Origin of the sequence: Streptomyces sp. NPDC100445 (genome assembly GCF_044759735.1) — a bacterium.
Lineage (GTDB): Bacteria > Actinomycetota > Actinomycetes > Streptomycetales > Streptomycetaceae > Streptomyces.
On sequence record NZ_JBIVZV010000014.1, the window covers coordinates 48,569 to 68,290 of the forward strand.

Genomic DNA, 19,722 nt, shown 5'->3' on the forward strand with positions numbered 1-19,722 from the left:
CCTGGCGGGAGGGCTGGGCCCGTCCGTTCCGGTACGTCCGGTCCGACGGAGGCTCAGGACGCGGCGCCGCGCAGCCTCTGGACGTCGATCTGCTCGGTCTCGTCGTGCGCCGTCAGGTCGATGACCTGGCCGACGCCCCGGGACCGCGCGTCGGCGGGCTTGAACCCCGCCTCCGCCTCCGCCTTGTGCACGGCGAGCGCCTCCTGGCCGACGACGTCCGCCAGGTCCTCGTTCTGCACGGAGTCCAGGGCGGCCTTCGGCGCGCCCTTCTGGGTGCCGAAGAAGTCGAAACCGCCCTCGGCCGCGTGGCGTCGCGCGGGCGCGGCCGGCGCGACGGCGACGGCGGTGGGCACCGTGAAGTGCCCGGCGGGACGGACCGCCCCGGCCGGCTCGCCCACCGGGTGCGCCTCCCCCGCCGGGACCTCCGGAGCGGCGTCGACAGCGGCAACGGCGGCGGCAGCGGCCCCGGTGCCTCGGGCGGCGGGCCGGGTGTCCGGGACGACGGACCCGGTGTCAGGGGCGCCGGCCTCCGGCGCGGGTGCGGTGGTCTCCGGCGCAGGTGTCCCCGCCTCCGGCGCCGGTGCGGCCTCCGGGTCGGGCTCCGGTTCGGGGCCGCCCTCGGACGCCGGCCCGGCCCCGGTCCCGGCCGGCGCGTCCGGCGTCCGCCGGTCGAAGCGGGCCAGGGCCGTCAGGGCCCGCCGGTACAACCGCGCGCCCTCGGGCGAGAAGACCGGGCACGGCGGGGCGGTGTCCGCGGCGGTGCCCACGGCCGCCGGACCCGCCGCCTCCCGCTCCGCCCCGGCGCGAACGCTCCGGCCGGGCGGCAGGGCGGGGGAGGACGAGGGCGCCGGACCGGGCGGCACCGTCTCGATCTCCAGCAGCCGGCGTCCCTCCAGGGCGCTCGCGCGCTCGGTCTCCGCCGTGGCGTACCGGCGCAGCAGGGCCGCGTGCTCGTTGCGCAGGCCCGCCAGTTCGGCGCGCTTGGCCCGCAGCCGCTGCTCCAGCTTCACGCGCAGTTCGCGGGACTCCTCGAGGTCGGTCTCCAGTTCGGCGACCCGTTCCTCGTACCGCCATTCGTCACCGGCACGCGCGCGCGTGAGTTCGGCGACCTGCCGGCCCGCCTGCGTGTCCCAGCGGCGCATCACGACGGCGCCGGCGACCGCGGTCACGGCGGCCGCGGCGGCCAGTGCGCGCACCGCCGTCGCCCCGGCGAACACCCAGGGGCCCAGCGCGCAGATGACGGACACACCGGCGAGCGCCGAGGGAGGCAACAGCCGGTGCAGAGGCGGGGAATGGCGGTGGCGTCCACGTGGCATGGCCAGAAACTTACCGCCCGTGAGCGAATCATGGGCCCCCGCCCCGTAAAAACACGGCCACGGTGCGTGCTTCACGGAGCGTCAGGGGCCTCATGGGCTCAGCGGTCGGTGAGCCGCCCGCTGAGCCACTGGAGCGACGGCGGGATCTCGCGCCGCCAGGTGTTGAAGTTGTGGCCGCCGCTGTCGAGGATGATCGACGAGATCCGGGTCAGGTTCGTGGCCTGCACGCGCGCGATGAACCGCATGGTGGCGTCGTAGTTGTGCTCGCCGACCCTGCTGCTGGTCACGAGCAGCGAGGTGTCCGGCGCGGACCCGTGCGCGAGCAGCCACGTCAGGTCGGCCCGGTCGCGCAGCCGCTGATCGCCGTGGAAGAGGTCGCCGGTGGTGGGGTCGATCGGCGCCCGGTAGTACGGCGAGAGGCCGGCGCCGGCCGCGTACACGCCGGGGTGGTGCATGGCGAGCTTGAGCGCGCAGTAGCCGCCCGTGGAGTCGCCGATGACGCCCCAGCTGCCCGGGCGCTTCCCGGCCCGGTAGTGCGTGAGGACGGCCTCCGGGAGGTCCTTCGCAAAAAACGTTTCCGCTTGCGGGCCGCCCGGGACGTCCACGCACTCGGTGTCCCGCGGCGGCGCCACCGTGGGCCGCAGCATGATCAGGATCATCGGCTGCACCCGCCCGTCCTTGGCCAGCTCCTGCGCCGTGCGCGGGTAGTTCAGCTTGTCCACCAGCGACCGCGCCGTGCCGGGGTAGCCGGTCAGCACCACGGCCGCCGGGAACGTGCGCGTGCGGTACTGCGGCTGGAAGTACTCCGGCGGCAGGTACACGTACGCCGGGGTGGCGATGTGGGTCGTACGGCCGACGATGTCCACCTTCTGGATCTGCCCACCGGTCTCGGGCCGAGCGGCGCGCACCCCCGGCACGTCGGAGGTGGAGACCACCTGGAGGGGGCCGCCGGTGCTGCCGTTGGCCGAGTGGTCGACGACGATCCCCTGTTCGGTCTCCGTGCCGAACAGGTCCGCCCAGCTGGCGTAGAAGCCGAAGGCCTGGTTGGCGGCGAGCCCGACGGACGCGAAGAGCGCCAACTGGGTGGCCAGCAGCAGGCCCACCCGTCCGGCGACGGCCCGCCAGCTGAGGCGGGCCAGGCGCGGCCACAGCCACACCGTGCCGACGAACAGCCCGGCGGCGATCACGATCGCCGACAACAGCACTTTGTTGCTCGTGAGACCCATGAGCTGTTTCCTGCCTGCGCTTTCCGCCCGTACCCTGCCCACACTCTTCGCGCAGGCTTGCCCGGGGCTTTCCTTGGCCTTTGACCGGACTTTCCGGTGAGGAGTGAACCTCTCTCCCCGAGACACCGTCCTAGAGGGCGCAATGTCGCCGGCTGCCCGATCGGGCCCGGGTTCAAGGTCTCTCGCAGAACTACGGGATGCGATGTCTGTCAGGATAGATGGGGAAATGTCGGGCGAGGTTCCGGGTCGATCAAGCCGGGCGCGGCGAGTGCTGCGCGGTCCGCGTCCCGAGGCCGTCCCCGGTCTGGTCGGCAGGGCCGCCGCGCTCGTGGGCCTCATGGACATCGCCGCGGGCGTGTTCCCGCGCTTCCGTCACAGCCGTATGCACGCCCTCGCCGAGGTGCTGCCGGGCTCGTTCGGTCCGTTCGCGGCGGCGCTCTCGCTGAGCGCGGGCGTGCTGCTGCTGCTGCTCGCGCACGGGCTCAGGCGGCGCAAGCGCCGGGCGTGGCGCGCGGCGGTCGCGCTGCTGCCGGCGGGCGCGGTGGCGCAGTTCGCGTACCGGCACTCCATCGTCGGCATGCTCATCGCGTGCGTGCTGCTGGTGCCGCTGCTGCGCCACCGGGGCCAGTTCGCGGCCCTCCCGGACCCGCGCAGCAGGTGGCGCGCGCTCGCCAACTTCGTGCTCATGAGCGCCGGTTCCCTCGCTCTCGGACTGGTCATCGTCAGCGTCCACCCGGACCGGACGATCGGCGACCCGAGCCTGGCCGATCGGCTGACGCACGTCATCTACGGCCTCTTCGGCTTCGAGGGCCCGGTCGACTACCAGGGCAACACCTCCTGGACCGTTGCCTTCTCCCTCGGCGCGCTCGGCTGGATCACCGCCGTCACCACCGTCTACCTGGCCTTCCGCCCCGAACACCCGGCCGCGCGCCTCACCGAGGAGGACGAGGGCAGGCTGCGCGCCCTGCTGGAGAAGCACGGCCGGCGCGACTCGCTCGGCCACTTCGCGCTGCGCCGCGACAAGGCGGTCGTGTTCTCGCCGAGCGGCAAGGCCGCGGTCACCTACCGCGTCGTGTCCGGTGTGATGCTGGCCAGCGGCGACCCCATCGGGGACGTCGAGGCCTGGCCGGGCGCCATCGAACGGTTCATGGACGAGGCCAGGGCCCACTCCTGGACCCCCGCCGTGATGGGCTGCTCGGAGACGGGCGGCGAGGTGTGGACCCGCGAGACCGGCCTGGACGCCCTGGAACTGGGCGACGAGGCGGTGGTCGACGTGGCGGATTTCTCGCTCGCCGGACGCGCGATGCGCAACGTGCGCCAGATGGTCAAGCGCATCGAGCGGGCCGGCTACGAAACGCGGGTACGGCGTGTCCGTGACGTCGGCGACGCCGAACTGGAGCGGATCCGCCGGGCCGCGGAGGACTGGCGGGGCACCGACACCGAGCGCGGCTTCTCCATGGCGCTCGGCCGCATCGGTGACCCGTCCGACGGCGACTGCCTGGTCGCCACCGCGCACAAGGCCGACGACGCGCCGGGCGAGTACGGCGACCTCAAGGCGATCCTGCACTTCGTGCCCTGGGGCGACGACGGCGTCTCGCTGGACCTGATGCGCCGTGACCGCAGCGCCGACCCGGGCATGAACGAACTGCTGATCGTCGCCGCCCTCCAGGCCGCCCCGAAGCTCGGCATCGCCCGGGTGTCGCTGAACTTCGCGATGTTCCGCTCCGCCCTCGCGCGCGGGGAGAAGATCGGCGCCGGTCCGGTGCTGCGCGCCTGGCGCGGACTGCTGGTGTTCCTCTCCCGCTGGTTCCAGATCGAGTCGCTCTACAAGTTCAACGCCAAGTTCCAGCCGCGCTGGGAGCCGCGCTTCGTGGTCTACCGCGCCTCCGGCGACCTGCCCCGCATCGGCTTCGCCGCCATGCAGGCGGAGGGCTTCGTCAACCTCGCCCTGCCGCTGCCGCGCTTCCTGCGCCGGCGCAGGACGGCCGCCCAGCGCCCGTGCGCCCACGCGATGGCCGAGCGGGACGTCCGGGCGGCCTGAACCCGGACGGACGACGCACCGTGCGGCGCCACGACCGGCCCGGGCCGAAGCCCCACCCCCTCCGGCACGAGGGCTTCGGCCCGGGCCGCCGCGCGTTCACGGCCCCCCGCTGGGCCTACGCTGAACGTATGAACAACCTCAGCGGACGCGGCCGCGTGGCCGGCCTTCCGGCATGGGACCGGTGCGCGGTCATGGGGGTCGTGAACGTGACCCCCGACTCCTTCTCCGACGGCGGCCGCTGGTTCGACACGACCGCCGCCGTCAAACACGGCCTGGATCTCGTCGCCGAGGGCGCGGACCTGGTCGACGTCGGCGGTGAGTCCACCCGGCCGGGCGCCACCCGCGTGGACGAGGCCGAGGAGCTGCGGCGGGTCGTCCCCGTGGTGCGCGGCCTCGCCTCCGAGGGCGTCGCCGTCTCCGTGGACACCATGCGCGCCTGCGTCGCCGAACGGGCCCTCGCGGCCGGTGCCGCCCTCGTCAACGACGTCAGCGGCGGCCTGGCCGATCCCGCCATGATCCCGGTGGTCGCCGACACGGGCGCCCCGTTCGTCGTCATGCACTGGCGCGGCTTCCTCCAGGGCGGCAACGCCCGGGGGGTCTACGAGGACGTCGTCACCGAGGTCGTGGACGAGCTCCGGGCCCGCGTGGAGGCCGTGCTGGCGGGCGGCGTCGCCCCCGACCGCGTGGTCGTCGACCCCGGCCTGGGCTTCTCCAAGGAGGCCGGCCACGACCTGGCCCTCCTCGCCCACCTCGACCGCCTGCGCGCCCTCGGCCACCCCCTGCTGGTCGCCGCGTCCCGCAAGCGGTTCCTCGGCCGGGTCCTCGCCGGGCCCGAGGGGGCGCCCCCGCCGGCCCGGGAGCGGGACGCCGCCACGGCCGCCGTGTCCGCGCTGGCCGCGCAGGCCGGCGCGTGGGCGGTGCGGGTGCACGAGGTACGCGCCACCGCGGACGCCGTACGGGTCGCCCGGGCCGTGGAGGGGGCGCGCACGGCGGGGCCGGCGCCGGACGCCGGGGACGGGCGCGGCGCGCCGCCGGGCACGGCGCACGCGCGGGGTGCCGGAGCCGAGCACGGGGCGGAAGGAGACCGGTGAGCGCCCCCCATACCGATGTCGAGCAGGTCGAGGCCGCCAACACCGCCTTCTACGAGGCGCTGGAACGCGGCGACTTCGAAGAGGTCTCCTCGCTCTGGCTCGCCCCCGCCGACCTGGGCGTGGACGAGACGTACCACGACCCCGCGGACACCGGCGTCGTCTCCTGCGTGCACCCCGGCTGGCCGGTCCTCACCGGCCGCGGCGAGGTCCTCAGGTCGTACGCCCTGATCATGGCGAACACCGACTACATCCAGTTCTTCCTCACCGACGTGCACGTCTCCGTCACCGGTGACACCGCGCTCGTGTCCTGCACGGAGAACATCCTCAGCGGCGGCCCGGCCCCGGAGGACGGCGCGGAGCTCGGGCCGCTGGTCGGCCAGCTCGTGGTCGCCACGAACGTGTTCCGGCGCACGCCCTCCGGCTGGAAACTGTGGTCCCACCACGCCTCTCCCGTCCTCGCCGAGACCGACGACGAGGACGAGGAGGAGAGCGTGAACGGCGTCGATCCGGGCGACGAGCCCCTCGCCTGACGCGCACGGAGGCCGCCTCCGCGCACAAGCGGGAGCGGGACGACGACGCCGGGTGATTGGACGCGCCCGGCGGGGGTAGGAGCGGCTACCAGCCGACGGCACGGCCGGGTTCCCCGGGGGAAACATCCGGTGAACCCTCCGCGCCGTGGCCGACCCCACGCACCCGCGGCCCGGCCGGGCCGGTGCCCGCGGGTAGATTCGTCCCAGGCCGGTGTGCCGCCCGCACGCGGCACCGACCGGCCGTTCCCGACGATTGCAGGAGTGATTCGCGTGGATCGTGTCGCGCTGCGCGGCCTGAAGGCCCGCGGGCACCACGGTGTGTTCCCCCGGGAGCGCGAGGAGGGCCAGACCTTCATCGTGGACCTGGTCCTCGGCCTGGACACCCGGCCGGCGGCCGCCGACGACGACCTGACGAAGACCGTGCACTACGGCATCGTCGCCGAGGAGGTCGTGGCCGTCGTCGAGGGCGAGCCGGTGAACCTCATCGAGACGCTCGCCGAGCGGATCGCCCGGACCTGCCTGGAGCACGAGGGGGTGCTGGAGGTCGAGGTCTGCGTCCACAAACCCGACGCGCCGATCACCGTCCCCTTCGACGACGTGACCGTCACCATCATCCGGAGCCGAGCATGACCCGACCCTTCCGCCCGGGCCAGAGCGACCCCACCGTCCAGCCGGTGCCCGCCTCGGTGGTGGAGAAGGTGGACGCCGCCGACACCACCCTGCACAACCCGCAGTGGGCCGTCGTCTCCATCGGCTCCAACCTCGGCAACCGCCTGGAGACCCTCCAGGGGGCCGTCGACGCCCTGGAGGACACCCCGGGCGTCCGCGTGAAGGCCGTATCCCCGGTGTACGAGACGGAGCCGTGGGGCGTGGCACCCGGCAGCCAGCCGTCGTACTTCAACGCGGTGGTGGTGCTGCGGACGACCCTGCCGCCCGCCTCCCTGCTGGAGCGGGCGCACGCCGTCGAGGAGGCCTTCCACCGGGTCCGCGACGAGCGCTGGGGCCCGCGCACCCTCGACGTCGACATCGTGGCCTACGCCGACGTCACCTCCGACGACCCGCAGCTGACCCTGCCCCACCCGCGCGCCCACGAGCGCGCCTTCGTGCTCGCACCCTGGCACGACGTGGACCCGCAGGCGCGGCTCGCCGGCCGCGGCGCGGTGGCCGACCTGCTGTCCGCCGTCACCCGTGAGGGCGTGGCACCGCGGGGGGACCTGGAACTCCGGCTGCCCGAGTAGTCGTTAAGGTCGAGACGGGTCGGGACCGAGACCACCACGACCACACACCGGGACGGTCCGGGGGAACTGAAGGGACACCGTGAGAGAGCTGCGCATCAGGGTGCTGGTCGGCGTGTTCGTCGTGGCCGGGATCCTGTCCTGGGCGGGCGCCCGCCTCTGGAACTCGATCGGGACCCTGCCCAGCGTCCCCCTGGCCGCCCCCGTGGTGCTCGCGCTGATCGCGGTGGTGCTGCTCGCCACCGCGTTCTCGCTGCGCGCCCGCCTCAGGGCCCAGCGCGAGCGCCGGCCCGGCGCCAAGGGGGTCGACCCGCTGATGGCGGCCCGAGCGGTCGTCTTCGGGCAGGCCAGCGCCCTGGTGGCCGCGCTCGTCGCCGGGATGTACGGCGGCACGGGCGTGTTCCTGCTGGAGCTGCTGGACATCCCGGCCCGCCGCGACCAGGCGTTCTACGCCGGCTTCTCGCTGCTGGCCGGCCTCGGCGTGATAGCGGCCGCCCTGTTCCTGGAGCGGGTGTGCAGGCTCCCCGAGGACGACGACCAGAACCCCACGGGAGCGGAGCCGGCGGCCTGACCGCCGGCGCCCCCGCCGGCGGGGTCAGCGCGCCATGATGAGGCTCATCGCCTCGTTGCGGGTCGCCGCGTCCCGCAGCTGGCCGCGCACCGCGGACGTTATGGTCTTCGCGCCGGGCTTGCGGATGCCGCGCATGGACATGCACATGTGCTCGCACTGGATGACCACGATGACGCCCCGCGGCTCCAGGATGCTCATCAGGGAGTCGGCGATCTGCGTGGTCAGCCGTTCCTGCACCTGCGGCCGGCGGGCGTAGACGTCCACCAGGCGGGCCAGCTTCGACAGGCCGGTGATCTTGCCGGCCTCGGACGGGATGTAGCCGACGTGGGCGACACCCCGGAACGGCACCAGGTGGTGCTCGCACGTCGAGTAGACCTCGATGTCCTTGACCAGGACCATCTCGTCGTGCCCCAGGTCGAACGTCGTCGTCAGGACGTCCTCGGGCTGCTGCCACAGACCGGCGAAGATCTCCTTGTACGCCCGCGCGACCCGCGCCGGCGTCTCCCGCAGACCCTCGCGGTCCGGGTCCTCACCGACCGCGATCAGCAGTTCCCGTACGGCGTTCTCGGCGCGCTTCTCGTCGAACTCACCGATGGGCCCCTGGCCGTCCAGCGTCACCGGGTCGGTCATCTGGGTTCCTCGTTCCTGTGCCTTGCACGCGCGTCGGGCACGCGTTACGTCTGCGGACATGCGGAAATGCCGCGCCCCCCAAGGCTAGAACCTGGGGGGCGCGGCATACATTCCGGGCCTGACGGCCGGGGGTCAGCTCTCGGAGCGGTCCTCCGGGGTCTGCTCCGTGACCGGGGCGGACTCCGTGGCGGTGGACTTCACCGTGCTGATCGACGCCGTCGCGCCGTTCGCACCGTTGGTCAGTGCCAGCTCCTTGGGGGAGAGCACCGGCGGGCGGGTGGAGGGGGTGCGGCGGCTGGAACCGGTCCAGGCCGGCCGCGGCGGGCGCTTGACGATGGTGGCGAAGACCTCGGCGATCTCCTCCTTGCCCAGGGTCTCCTTCTCCAGCAGCTGGAGAACGAGGTTGTCGAGCACGTCGCGGTTCTCGACCAGGATCTCCCAGGCCTCGTTGTGCGCGGTCTCGATGAGCTTCTTGACCTCTTCGTCGACGAGCGCGGCGACCTCTTCCGAGTAGTCGCGCTGGTGCGCCATCTCGCGGCCGAGGAACGGCTCGCTGTTGTCCCCGCCGAACTTGATCGCGCCGAGCCGCTCGGTCATGCCGTACTGCGTGACCATCGCGCGGGCCAGGTTGGTGGCCTTCTCGATGTCGTTCGCGGCGCCGGTGGTCGGGTCGTGGAAGACCAGTTCCTCGGCCGCCCGGCCGCCCAACATGTAGGCGAGCTGGTCGAGCATCTCGTTGCGGGTCGTGGAGTACCTGTCCTCGTCGGGCAGGACCATCGTGTACCCGAGGGCACGGCCGCGGGACAGGATCGTGATCTTGTGGACCGGGTCGGAGTTCGGTGAGGCCGCCGCGACCAGGGCGTGTCCGCCCTCGTGGTACGCGGTGATCTTCTTCTCCTTGTCCGACATGATCCGGGTCCGCTTCTGCGGGCCCGCGACCACGCGGTCGATCGCCTCGTCCAGCGCCTTGTTGTCGACCAGCTTCTGGTCACCGCGGGCGGTGAGCAGCGCGGCCTCGTTCAGCACGTTGGCGAGGTCGGCACCGGTCATGCCCGGCGTACGGCGGGCGACCGCGGCCAGGTCGACGTCGGGCGCGACCGGCTTGCCCTTCTGGTGGACCTTGAGGATCTCCAGACGGCCCTGGAGGTCCGGCGGGTCGACCGCGATCTGGCGGTCGAAGCGGCCGGGACGCAGGAGGGCCGGGTCGAGGATGTCCGGACGGTTGGTGGCGGCGATCAGGATGACGCCGCCCTTGACGTCGAAGCCGTCCATCTCGACCAGCAGCTGGTTCAGCGTCTGCTCACGCTCGTCGTGACCGCCGCCGAGGCCGGCGCCGCGGTGCCGGCCGACCGCGTCGATCTCGTCGACGAAGACGATCGCCGGGGCGTTCGCCTTGGCCTGCTCGAACAGGTCGCGCACCCGGGAGGCACCGACACCGACGAACATCTCCACGAAGTCGGAACCGGAGATCGAGTAGAAGGGGACGCCCGCCTCGCCGGCGACGGCGCGCGCGAGCAGGGTCTTGCCGGTACCCGGGCGGCCGTACAGCAGCACGCCCTTGGGGATCTTGGCGCCGACGGCCTGGAACTTGGCCGGCTCCTGGAGGAACTCCTTGATCTCCTGGAGCTCCTCGACGGCCTCGTCACAGCCCGCGACGTCGGAGAACGTCGTCTTGGGGGTGTCCTTGGTGATGAGCTTCGCCTTGGACTTCCCGAAGTTCATGACCCGGGAGCCGCCGCCCTGCATCTGGTTCATCAGGAACAGGAAGACGACCACGATCAGGACGAAGGGCAGCAGCGACAGCAGGACACCGAGGAACGGGTTCTGCTTCGACGGCGCGACCGTGTAGCCGTCCGTGATCTGCTTGTCCTGGTACTTGGTCTGGAGCGTCCCGGCGATGGCGACGCCCTGGTCGCCGATGTAGCTCGCCTGGATCTTGGAGCTGCCCTGGACCTTGTAGCCGTCCTTGAGGGTGACCTTGATGTTCTGCTCGTCACCGGTGGTGATCTTGGCCGACTCGACCTTGTTCGCGTTGATCGCCGCCACGACCTGGCCGGTGTCCACCGTCTTGTAGCCGCCGGACGAGCCGACGACCTGCATCAACACGACCACGGCAAGGACGGCCAGCACGATCCACATGACCGGCCCACGGAAGTATCGCTTCACGTCCATCCATACGGAGCGGTGTCGCCCCGTCCCTCCTGCCATAGTGAGTTTGATAAGACAGTTCTTCTGACGGTACCCCAGCATTGTTGCCCGAAGCCGCACAGAGCCGTTTCGACGGCCGGGAAAACCCGTCTCCGAAAGCTTCAACGGCACGGGACCCGCTGGGGTTCCCGATCATCCCGCCGGGCTTGGGCCGACTGGCTCAGCCGCCGTACACATGGGGCGCGAGCGTGCCGACGAACGGCAGGTTGCGGTACTTCTCGGCGTAGTCGAGGCCGTAGCCGACGACGAACTCGTTCGGGATGTCGAAGCCGGCCCACTCCACGTCGATGGCGACCTTGGCGGCGTCCGGCTTGCGCAGCAGCGTGCACACCTTCAGGGAGGCGGGCTCGCGGGACCCCAGGTTGTTGATCAGCCAGGACAGGGTCAGGCCCGAGTCGATGATGTCCTCGACGATCAGGACGTGCCGGCCCTTGATGTCGGTGTCGAGGTCCTTGAGGATGCGCACGACGCCGGAGGACTGGGTGCCCGCCCCGTAGGAGGACACGGCCATCCAGTCCATGGTGACGGGGGTGGACAGCGCCCGGGCGAGGTCCGCCATGACCATCACCGCGCCCTTGAGGACGCCGACGATCAGCAGGTCCTTGCCCGCGTACTCCGCGTCGATCTTCGCGGCCAGCTCGGCCAGCTTCGCGTCGATCTCTTCCTTGGTGATGAGCACCTGCTGAAGGTCGGCACCCATGTCTTTCGCGTCCACCCGCATCACTTTCGGTCGTCCCGCACTTACGGCCGCATGCACGGCCACGGCTGCCCGGCCCGCCGGAGGGTCGCTCCGGGAGGGGTCGGTTTCAGCCTTGCCGAATCACCAGTCTGCCACCCTGGCGCTGGGCGACGACTTTGCCCGGGAGATTGATGGCCCCCTGGCCGCGCCAGCCGGTGATCAGACGGTCGATCTCCTCGATGTGGCGGGCGAAGAGCGATCCGGCCGGGGCGCCGGCCTCGATTGCCGCGCGGCGCAGGATCCGGCGGCGCACGGCGGGCGGGAGGGCGTAGAGCTTGGCGCACTCCAGCAGTCCCGCCGCGTCCCGTACGGCGGCCTCGGCCTGGCCGGCCCAGGCGTCGAGGGCGTCGGCGTCGTCGCGGGACAGCTGGGCGGTGCGGGCGAGCGCCTCCACGACCCCCTTGCCCAGGGCCTTCTCCAGGGCGGGCAGGCCCTCGTGCCGCAGCCGGGAGCGGGTGTAGGCGGGGTCGGCGTTGTGCGGGTCGTCCCACACGGGCAGGGACTGGACCATGCAGGCCTTGCGGGCGGTCTGCCGGTCGAGGTGCAGGAAGGGCCGCCGGTAACGGCCGCCGGCCCCCGAGACCGCGGCCATGCCCGACAGGGAGCGGATGCCGGAGCCGCGGGCGAGGCCCAGCAGGACGGTCTCGGCCTGGTCGTCGCGGGTGTGGCCGAGCAGGACCGCGGTGGCGCCGTGGCGTTCGGCGGCGGCGTCGAGGGCGGCGTAGCGGGCGTCGCGGGCGGCGGCCTCGGGGCCGCCCTCGCGGCCGACGGTCACGGCGACGGACTCGACCGGGCCGAGGCCCAGCTCGCGCAGGCGCAGGGCGACCTCGTCGGCGCGCGGACCCGAACCGGGCTGGAGGCCGTGGTCGACGGTGACCCCGCCGGCGCGGATGCCGAGTCTGGGGGCCTCGAAGGCGAGGGCCGAGGCGAGGGCCATGGAGTCGGCGCCGCCGGAGCACGCGACGAGGACGAGCGGGGAGGAGGACCGCTCGGCCGTCGTGCCGGGCCGCTCGCGCTCGCCGGGGGCCGGCCGGCCCGGGTGCGCGCGGGAGGTCTCGTGGTCGTTCAGGATGTCGTGGAGGACGCGGCGAACCGCCAGGCGTATCGCCGCGACCGCAGGATGGGGACCCATGTCCGGTTCCCTTCATGAAGTTTTCCGGGGGTTGAGCCCGGCTCGGTCACACAGAGTGTGTAGATGGTGACAGAACCGGGCCGTTCCCCGAGCATCGCACGCCTACGCATGGCTCACGGTCCCTCGGACGGGTGATTGAAGGACCGTTCCCTCGCCGACGGCCGGATTCGTCTCACGATGACCGGATACGGGTCACTACTCGGGCTTGCGGTGCACCCGGGTCACCCAGTCGGCGGGCTGGGCGATCTCGGCCTTGGTGGGCAGCGTGTTGGGCGAGGTCCACACCCGGTTGAAGCCGTCGACACCGACCTGGTCGACGACGGCCCGCACGAACCGCTCGCCGTCCCGGTACTGCTTGAGCTTGGCGTCCAGGCCCAGCAGCTTGCGCAGGGCGAGGTCGAGCCGGGAGGCGCCCTTGGCGCGGCGCTGCTGGAACTTCTCGCGGATCTCCGCGACGGTCGGCACGACGCTGGGCCCGACGCCGTCCATGACGTAGTCGGCGTGCCCCTCCAGCAGGGACATCACGGCGGTCAGCCGGCTCAGGATCTCGCGCTGGGCGGGGGTCTGCACCAGCTCGACGAAGGAGCGTCCGCCGTCCTCCTCCTCGGCCTCGGGGCGGCCGCCGGCCAGGGACTGTGCGGCTTCCCGGATGCGCTCCAGGAAGGTCATGGGGTCCACGTCGGTCTCCGCCAAGAACGACTGGATTTCGCCCTCCAGGTGGTCGCGGAGCCAGGGCACGGCGGTGAACTGCGTGCGGTGGGTCTCCTCGTGCAGGCACACCCAGAGCCGGAAGTCGTGCGGTTCCACGTCGAGTTCGCGCTCCACGTGGACGATGTTGGGCGCGACGAGCAGCAGCCGGCCGCCGCCGTTCGCGCCGGCCGGGAGGTCGGGGGCGGCGGGGGCGAAGGTCTCGTACTGGCCGAGGACGCGGGAGGACAGGAACGACAGGAGCATGCCGACCTCCACGCCGGTGACCTTGCCGCCGACGGCGCCGAGGACCGCGCTGCCCGGGTTGCCGCCGCGCCGTTCCTGCATCTTCTCCAGGAGCGGTTTGAGGATCTCCCGGAAGCCGGCGACGTTGGCGCGGACCCAGCCGGGGCGGTCGACGACGAGGACGGGGGTGTCGTGGATCTCGTCGGTGCCCATCCGGGTGAAACCGCGGACGTGTTCCTCCGAGGCCTTCGCGTGCCGGCGCAGTTCCGCGACGGCGGACCGGGCCTCGTCACGGCTGACGTCGGGGCCCGGCCGTACGAGTCGTGTCGCGGTCGCCACCGCGAGGTTCCAGTCGACCATCCCGGGAGATGCGGTGCCACCGAAGCCAGTCATGCGTCAACGGTACGTGAGCGGCCCGCGTGGGGGCAGGCCGTGAGGGCCGCCGGAGCACGGGCGGGCGCGGACCGGGCGTGAAGCGGGCCCTACCGGCAGCCGCAGCCCGCGAGCGCCGTGGCGGCGGCGTCCAGGGCCGACTGGGCCTGCGCCGGGTCGGTGGTGCGCGAGGCGAGGAAGGCGAAGGCCAGCAGCCGGCCGTCCTCGTCGACGACCGTGCCGGCGAGGGTGTTCACGCCGGTCAGGGTGCCGGTCTTGGCGCGTACGACCCCGGCGGCGCCGTCGGTGTAGCGGGTGCTCAGGGTGCCGGTGAAGCCGGCGACGGGCAGGCCGGTGAGGACCGGGCGCAGACCGGGGCGGGCCGGGTCGCCCGCCTTGACCAGCAGCGCGGTGAGGAGGTCCGCCGTCAGCCGGTCGGCGCGGTCGAGGCCGCTGCCGTCGTGGAAGGCGGCCCCGGACAGGGGCAGTCCGAGCTTGCGCAGTTGGGTGGCGATCGCCCGGGCCCCGCCGGCGAAGCTCGCGGGGTCGCCGCCGGCGAGGGCGGTCTGGCGGGCCAGGGCCTCGGCGATGTCGTTGTCGCTGTTGGTGAGCATGCGCTCCACCAGGGCGGACAGCGGGGGTGAGGAGACGGTGGCGAGGGTCTGCGCGCGCGTGCTGGCCTTGGACGGGCCGGGGGTCGTGGTGGTGATGCCGGCGTCCTCGAGGAAGCCCGCGAACTTCGCCGCCGCGTCGGCCGCCGGGTCGCTCACGCGGGGCGCGGGGCCGCCGGTGGAGCCGTCGGCGCGGCCCTCGTCGACGGCGAGGGCGCTGACCGGGGCGAGGTTCTCGTTGACGCCGATGGGGTGCAGGGCGGGGCCGCTGTAGAGGGTGGTGTCGTAGGAGAGCGTGATCTCGTGGACGCCGCGCCCGGCGAGGGCCTTCGCGGTGTCCGCGGCCAGGGCGCGCAGACCGGCCGCTCCCCCGCCGGCCCCCGGGTGCGCGGTCAGGGTGGGGTCGCCGCCGCCGACCAGGACGAGCTCGCGGGTGTCGGGTTCCAGGGCGGCGCGGGTGGTGAGGCGGTGGTCGGGGCCGAGGGCGGACAGGGCGGCGACGGCGGTGGCGATCTTGGTGGTGGAGGCGGGGGTGAGGGCCTTGCCGGCGCCGGTGGCGTAGAGGCGGGTGCCGGTCGTGGCGTCGACGACGGCCGCCGCGTGGTCGTCCCCGAGCCCGGGCGCGGCCAGGAGGGGCTTCAGGACGTCCGGCAGGTCCTTGCCGCCCGAAGGGGCCTTCCGGGTGCCGACGGCGCCCCGGGTGCCGCCCAGGGCCGCCAGGACGGGCGCGGCGCTCGGCGCGGGCCGGGGCGCCCCCGCGGCCGCGCCGGAGCCGCCGTGATCTGCGCCACCTGATCGCTCCAGTGCGGCGGCGCGGTCCCCCTCGGCCGTACGCTGACCGTTGGCGTCCCAGGGACCGGCCACGGTCACCACGCCGGCGGCCAGCACCAGGCCGGCGGTGGCGGCGCCCGCGGTGTACTGCCAGGTCCTGACGGTCCGCGGACGACAGAGGTGCGCAGGCGCTGCCCGCACGGCCCTCGCCAGCCGCGCGATCCGCGGCCCGGCGGCCGTCGTGGCACGCGCCAGACGCGGTCGTACGGCGTCCGCGATCCGCGCCACCTGCGGTCTCGCGGCCCGCCAAGGCCTCAGTACTGGCACGACCACCAGCCCCTTTCGCGATCACACACCTGCGTGAGGGACACTTAACCACCAGAACTATGTGCTGATCACGGAGGAGCCACCGGTGGAGTTCGACGTCACGATCGAGATTCCGAAGGGTTCGCGGAACAAGTACGAGGTGGACCACGAGACCGGTCGGATCCGCCTGGACCGTCGCCTCTTCACCTCGACCGCCTATCCGACCGACTACGGCTTCGTCGAGAACACCCTCGGCGAGGACGGCGACCCGCTGGACGCGCTGGTCATCCTGGACGAGCCGACCTTCCCGGGTTGCCTCATCCGGTGCCGCGCGATCGGCATGTTCCGCATGACGGACGAGGCCGGCGGCGACGACAAGCTGCTGTGCGTCCCGGCGACCGACCCGCGGGTGGAGCACCTGCGCGACATCCACCACGTGTCGGAGTTCGACCGCCTGGAGATCCAGCACTTCTTCGAGGTGTACAAGGACCTGGAGCCCGGCAAGTCGGTCGAGGGTGCGAACTGGGTCGGCCGTACGGACGCCGAGACGGAGATCGAGCGGTCCTACAAGCGCTTCAAGGAGCAGGGCGGCCACTGAGCCCGCGCATCGCTGGAACGGGCCGCACGCGCACGCGTGCGGCCCGTTCGCGTGTCCGGACGGCGGGTGCGGCCCGTGCGGGCACGTGTGCGCATACTGAGGCATACGGAATGCGCGGGTCAGGGAGCGGTGCGAGGTGACGGAGACGGAGGACCGCAAACCGCGGTCCGACGAAGCGCGGTACGACCCGGAGGTCACGTCCGAGTTCGCCGTCCCCCGGGGCCTCGACGTTCCCAGGGCCGGTGGTGAGCCGGAGACGACGTCCGAGTTCGCGGTGCCCGACGGGCTGCGGACACCGCACCCGTCCGGTGCCGAGCCGGAGGGGTCCGCGTTCACCACGCCCAGCACCTACGACGCGAAGAGCCCGCCGGCCGCGTTCACGCCGGCCGCCGGGGTGCCGCTGGTCAGTCTGGTCAAGGACGCGCCCTGGCAGGACCGGATGCGCACGATGCTGCGGATGCCGGTGACCGAGCGGCCGGCGCCGGAACCGGTGCAGCGCGTGGAGGAGGGCGGCCCGGCCGTCCCGCGCGTGCTGGACCTGACCCTGCGTATCGGGGAGCTGCTGCTGGCGGGCGGCGAGGGCGCGGAGGACGTGGAGGCCGCGATGTTCGCGGTGTGCCGGTCCTACGGCCTGGACCGGTGCGAGCCGAACGTCACCTTCACGCTGCTGTCGATCTCGCACCAGCCGTCGCTGGTGGAGGACCCGGTGACGGCGTCCCGGACGGTACGGCGGCGGGGCACCGACTACACGCGGCTGGCGGCCGTCTTCCGGCTCGTGGACGACCTGACGGACCCGGAGGCCCACGTCTCCCTGGAGGAGGCCTACCGGCGCCTGGCGGAGATACGCCGCAACCGGCATCCGTACCCCGGCTGGGCGCTGACCCTGGCGAGCGGACTGCTGGCCGGCGCGGCCTCCATCCTGGTCGGCGGTGACCCGGTGGTGTTCCTCGCGGCGGCCGTCGGCGCGATGCTCGGCGACCGGCTCGCGTGGCTGTGCGCGGGGCGCGGACTGCCGGAGTTCTACCAGTTCACGGTCGCCGCGATGCCGCCCGCGGCGATCGGGGTGGCGCTGACGCTGGCGCACGTGGACGTGAAGGCGTCCGCCGTCATCACCGGTGGGCTGTTCGCGCTGCTGCCCGGGCGGGCGCTGGTGGCGGGCGTGCAGGACGGGCTGACGGGCTTCTACATCACGGCGTCGGCGCGGCTGCTCGAGGTCATGTACTTCTTCGTCGGCATCGTCGTCGGGGTCCTGGTGGTCCTGTACTTCGGCGTGCAGGTCGGCGGTGAGCTGAACCCGGACGCGGCGTTGGGCATCTCCAAGCGTCCGCTGATCCAGATCGTGGCCTCCATGCTGCTGTCGCTGACCTTCGCGGTGCTGCTCCAGCAGGAGCGGTCCACCGTGCTCTGGGTGACCCTCAACGGGGGTGTCGCCTGGTCGGTGTACGGCGCGATGCGCTACGCCGGGAGCATCTCGCCGGTGGCGTCCACGGCCGTGGCGGCCGGGCTCGTCGGGCTGTTCGGGCAGCTGCTGTCCCGGTACCGGTTCGCCTCGGCGCTGCCGTACACGACCGCGGCGATCGGGCCGCTGCTGCCCGGCTCGGCGACCTACTTCGGGCTGCTGTCCATGGCGCAGAACAACATGGACAAGGGGCTGGTGTCGCTGGCCAAGGCCGCCTCCCTGGCGATGGCCATCGCCATCGGGGTCAACCTGGGGTCGGAGATCTCCCGGCTGTTCCTGCGGGTCGGCTCCGCCGGCAAGCGGCGGGCCGCGAAGCGCACCAGGGGTTTCTGAGCGTCCGGCCCGCGCCCGCTACTGCCGCCGGTGGTCGTACGGGTACTGGTTCGGGTCGTACGGGTCCCGGTCGTACTCGTCGTACCGGTTCTGCTCGTACTGACCCTGCCCGTACGGGTTCTGCGGGTGCTGCTGCTGGTGCTGATCCTGGTTCTGGGGGTCGTAGCCGCCCTGGTCCCAGTGCTGCTGCGGTGGCTGCGGCTGCTGGTACCGGTCCTGCGGGTACTGCTGCTGGTATGGGTCCTGCGGGTACTGCTGCTGGTACTGCTCCTGCGGGTACTGCTGCTCGTACGGCCGGTCCGCGTCGATGCGGCGCAGGCGGGTCGTGGCGTCGTCCGTCACCGGCGGCCGCTGGTACGGCTGCTGCTGGTGGGCGGGCTGCTGCTGGTACGGCTGGTGGGCGGGCCGCCGCTGGACGGACTGCCCCGGGGCCTCCGGCTCGGTCCCGGCCGCCTTGCCGCTCTTGCCGCGCGCGCGGAGGAACTCGATCGCGATCGGGACCACCGAGACCAGGACGATCAGAATGAGGATCGCCTCGATGTTGTTCTTGACCACCCCGATGTTGCCGAGCCAGGAGCCGAGGAGGGTGACGCCCGCGCCCCACAGCAGACCGCCGATGACGTTGAACGTCAGGAACGAGCGGTACCGCATGCCGCTGACGCCCGCGACGATCGGCGTGAACGTCCGCACGACCGGCACGAAGCGGGCCAGCACCAGGGACTTGGGGCCGTACTTCTCGAAGAAGTCGTGCGCCTTGACGACGTTCTCCCGCTTGAACAGGCGGGAGTCCTCGCGGTTGAACAGGGACGGGCCGACCTTCTTGCCGAACATGTAGCCCGCCTGGTCGCCGAGGATCGCGGCGAGGCAGATCAGGCCGATCGCGGCCCACAGCGGGAAGTCCAGCCCACCCGACGTGATCAGCAGGCCGCAGGTGAACAGCAGGGAGTCACCCGGCAGGAAGAAGCCGATGAGCAGGCCGGACTCGGCGAAGACGACCAGCAGCAGACCCCAGATGCCGTACGTGCCCAGCAGGTGGTTGGGATCCAGCCAGCTCGGGCCTAGGGCGAGTGTCATCACGGGTCCGGGCTCCTGAGGGGGTGAAGTCGGCTGGGGCGGCCGCCGCGCTCGCTGTGTCTGCCGCGACTGCCGTGTCCAAGTGGCACCGCACAAAGCTATCAACGTGGGAGGACCGCCCCGGGTTCCACGGGCGCCTCCAGGATGCACTGTCGGGCGACCGGGAGAAAGCTGTGCCCATGGGACTCGACGACTACGGCGGCGGCCAGGGGCCCCGGCCGGACGTGCTGGTGGTGACGACGAACGACGTGCCCGGGTACCGGGTGCGCGAGGTGCTCGGCGAGGTGTTCGGGCTCACCGTACGCTCCCGGCACCTGGGCAGCCAGATCGGAGCCGGGCTGAAGTCCATGATCGGCGGTGAGCTGAAGGGGCTCACCAAGACGCTGGTGCAGACCCGCGCCCAGGCCATGGACCGCCTGGTGGAGCAGGCACGCGCGCGTGGCGGCAACGGCGTGCTGGCGTTCCGCTTCGACGTGACGGAGGCCGCGGACGTGGGCACCGAGGTGTGCGCGTACGGCACCGCGGTCGTGCTGGCCCGGGAGTGAT

At 72.6% G+C, this 19,722-nt stretch carries 18 protein-coding genes; 9 read left to right on the forward strand and 9 right to left on the reverse strand.

Translation table 11 applies throughout. From position 1 onward, the window contains the following. Positions 1 to 53: 53 nt before the first annotated feature. Complete coding sequence (locus ACIQVT_RS29055; protein WP_403760423.1) at positions 54 to 1,316, reverse strand: hypothetical protein; 1,263 nt, start codon at positions 1,314 to 1,316, stop codon at positions 54 to 56. Positions 1,317 to 1,414: 98 nt separating this feature from the next. Further along, positions 1,415 to 2,542, reverse strand: coding sequence for an alpha/beta hydrolase (locus tag ACIQVT_RS29060; protein ID WP_403760426.1), 1,128 nt, complete (start codon positions 2,540 to 2,542; stop codon positions 1,415 to 1,417). 226 nt (positions 2,543 to 2,768) lie between these two features. Here ACIQVT_RS29060 and ACIQVT_RS29065 point away from each other — a divergent pair, with 226 nt between their 5' ends. From ACIQVT_RS29065 to ACIQVT_RS29090, 6 genes are all read left to right on the forward strand, one after another. Continuing rightward, on the forward strand, positions 2,769 to 4,583 hold the full coding sequence (locus ACIQVT_RS29065; RefSeq protein WP_403760429.1) for a phosphatidylglycerol lysyltransferase domain-containing protein: 1,815 nt from the start codon (positions 2,769 to 2,771) through the stop codon (positions 4,581 to 4,583). 128 nt (positions 4,584 to 4,711) lie between these two features. After that, positions 4,712 to 5,674, forward strand: coding sequence for a dihydropteroate synthase (gene folP, locus ACIQVT_RS29070; protein ID WP_403760432.1), 963 nt, complete (start codon positions 4,712 to 4,714; stop codon positions 5,672 to 5,674). Next, complete coding sequence (locus tag ACIQVT_RS29075) at positions 5,671 to 6,204, forward strand: nuclear transport factor 2 family protein (RefSeq protein WP_403760437.1); 534 nt, start codon at positions 5,671 to 5,673, stop codon at positions 6,202 to 6,204. Before folP ends, ACIQVT_RS29075 begins: the two co-directional genes overlap by 4 nt. Positions 6,205 to 6,474: 270 nt before the next feature. Continuing rightward, positions 6,475 to 6,834: a dihydroneopterin aldolase gene (gene folB / locus ACIQVT_RS29080; protein WP_403760440.1), complete on the forward strand. Its 360-nt coding sequence runs from the start codon at positions 6,475 to 6,477 to the stop codon at positions 6,832 to 6,834. Further along, complete coding sequence (folK, locus tag ACIQVT_RS29085; protein ID WP_403760443.1) at positions 6,831 to 7,442, forward strand: 2-amino-4-hydroxy-6-hydroxymethyldihydropteridine diphosphokinase; 612 nt, start codon at positions 6,831 to 6,833, stop codon at positions 7,440 to 7,442. Before folB ends, folK begins: the two co-directional genes overlap by 4 nt. Positions 7,443 to 7,521: 79 nt before the next feature. Next, entirely contained in the window at positions 7,522 to 8,010 is a 489-nt protein-coding gene (locus ACIQVT_RS29090; protein ID WP_403760447.1) for a DUF3180 domain-containing protein, read from the forward strand. A 24-nt stretch (positions 8,011 to 8,034) separates the two neighbouring features. On the opposite strand, the gene folE is transcribed toward ACIQVT_RS29090, so the two are convergent. From folE to dacB, 6 genes are all read right to left on the reverse strand, one after another. Then, entirely contained in the window at positions 8,035 to 8,640 is a 606-nt protein-coding gene (folE, locus tag ACIQVT_RS29095; protein ID WP_356821310.1) for a GTP cyclohydrolase I FolE, read from the reverse strand. A 132-nt stretch (positions 8,641 to 8,772) separates the two neighbouring features. Further along, positions 8,773 to 10,812, reverse strand: coding sequence for an ATP-dependent zinc metalloprotease FtsH (gene ftsH, locus ACIQVT_RS29100; protein ID WP_403760451.1), 2,040 nt, complete (start codon positions 10,810 to 10,812; stop codon positions 8,773 to 8,775). A gap of 196 nt (positions 10,813 to 11,008) precedes the next feature. After that, a complete protein-coding gene (hpt, locus tag ACIQVT_RS29105) occupies positions 11,009 to 11,569 on the reverse strand; it encodes a hypoxanthine phosphoribosyltransferase (RefSeq protein WP_365873602.1) in 561 nt (186 codons plus the stop codon). An 85-nt stretch (positions 11,570 to 11,654) separates the two neighbouring features. After that, a complete protein-coding gene (tilS, locus tag ACIQVT_RS29110; RefSeq protein ID WP_403760455.1) occupies positions 11,655 to 12,719 on the reverse strand; it encodes a tRNA lysidine(34) synthetase TilS in 1,065 nt (354 codons plus the stop codon). A gap of 195 nt (positions 12,720 to 12,914) precedes the next feature. Then, a complete protein-coding gene (locus ACIQVT_RS29115) occupies positions 12,915 to 14,012 on the reverse strand; it encodes a zinc-dependent metalloprotease (protein WP_403761034.1) in 1,098 nt (365 codons plus the stop codon). Positions 14,013 to 14,134: 122 nt separating this feature from the next. Beyond that, positions 14,135 to 15,694, reverse strand: coding sequence for a D-alanyl-D-alanine carboxypeptidase/D-alanyl-D-alanine-endopeptidase (gene dacB / locus ACIQVT_RS29120; protein WP_403761037.1), 1,560 nt, complete (start codon positions 15,692 to 15,694; stop codon positions 14,135 to 14,137). Positions 15,695 to 15,818: 124 nt separating this feature from the next. On the opposite strand from dacB, the gene ACIQVT_RS29125 reads away from it, so the two are divergent. After that, positions 15,819 to 16,310, forward strand: a complete 492-nt coding sequence (locus tag ACIQVT_RS29125) for an inorganic diphosphatase (RefSeq protein ID WP_030734045.1) — start codon at positions 15,819 to 15,821, stop codon at positions 16,308 to 16,310. 136 nt (positions 16,311 to 16,446) lie between these two features. Next, complete coding sequence (locus ACIQVT_RS29130) at positions 16,447 to 18,102, forward strand: threonine/serine exporter ThrE family protein (RefSeq protein WP_403760458.1); 1,656 nt, start codon at positions 16,447 to 16,449, stop codon at positions 18,100 to 18,102. 18 nt (positions 18,103 to 18,120) lie between these two features. Here ACIQVT_RS29130 and ACIQVT_RS29135 read toward each other — a convergent pair whose 3' ends face one another. Further along, positions 18,121 to 19,179, reverse strand: a complete 1,059-nt coding sequence (locus ACIQVT_RS29135; protein WP_403760461.1) for a DedA family protein — start codon at positions 19,177 to 19,179, stop codon at positions 18,121 to 18,123. 176 nt (positions 19,180 to 19,355) lie between these two features. Here ACIQVT_RS29135 and ACIQVT_RS29140 point away from each other — a divergent pair, with 176 nt between their 5' ends. Then, the gene (locus tag ACIQVT_RS29140; protein ID WP_403760464.1) at positions 19,356 to 19,721 is read left to right on the forward strand and encodes a YbjQ family protein; all 366 of its coding nucleotides are present in this window, start codon (positions 19,356 to 19,358) and stop codon (positions 19,719 to 19,721) included. Position 19,722 lies beyond the last annotated feature (1 nt).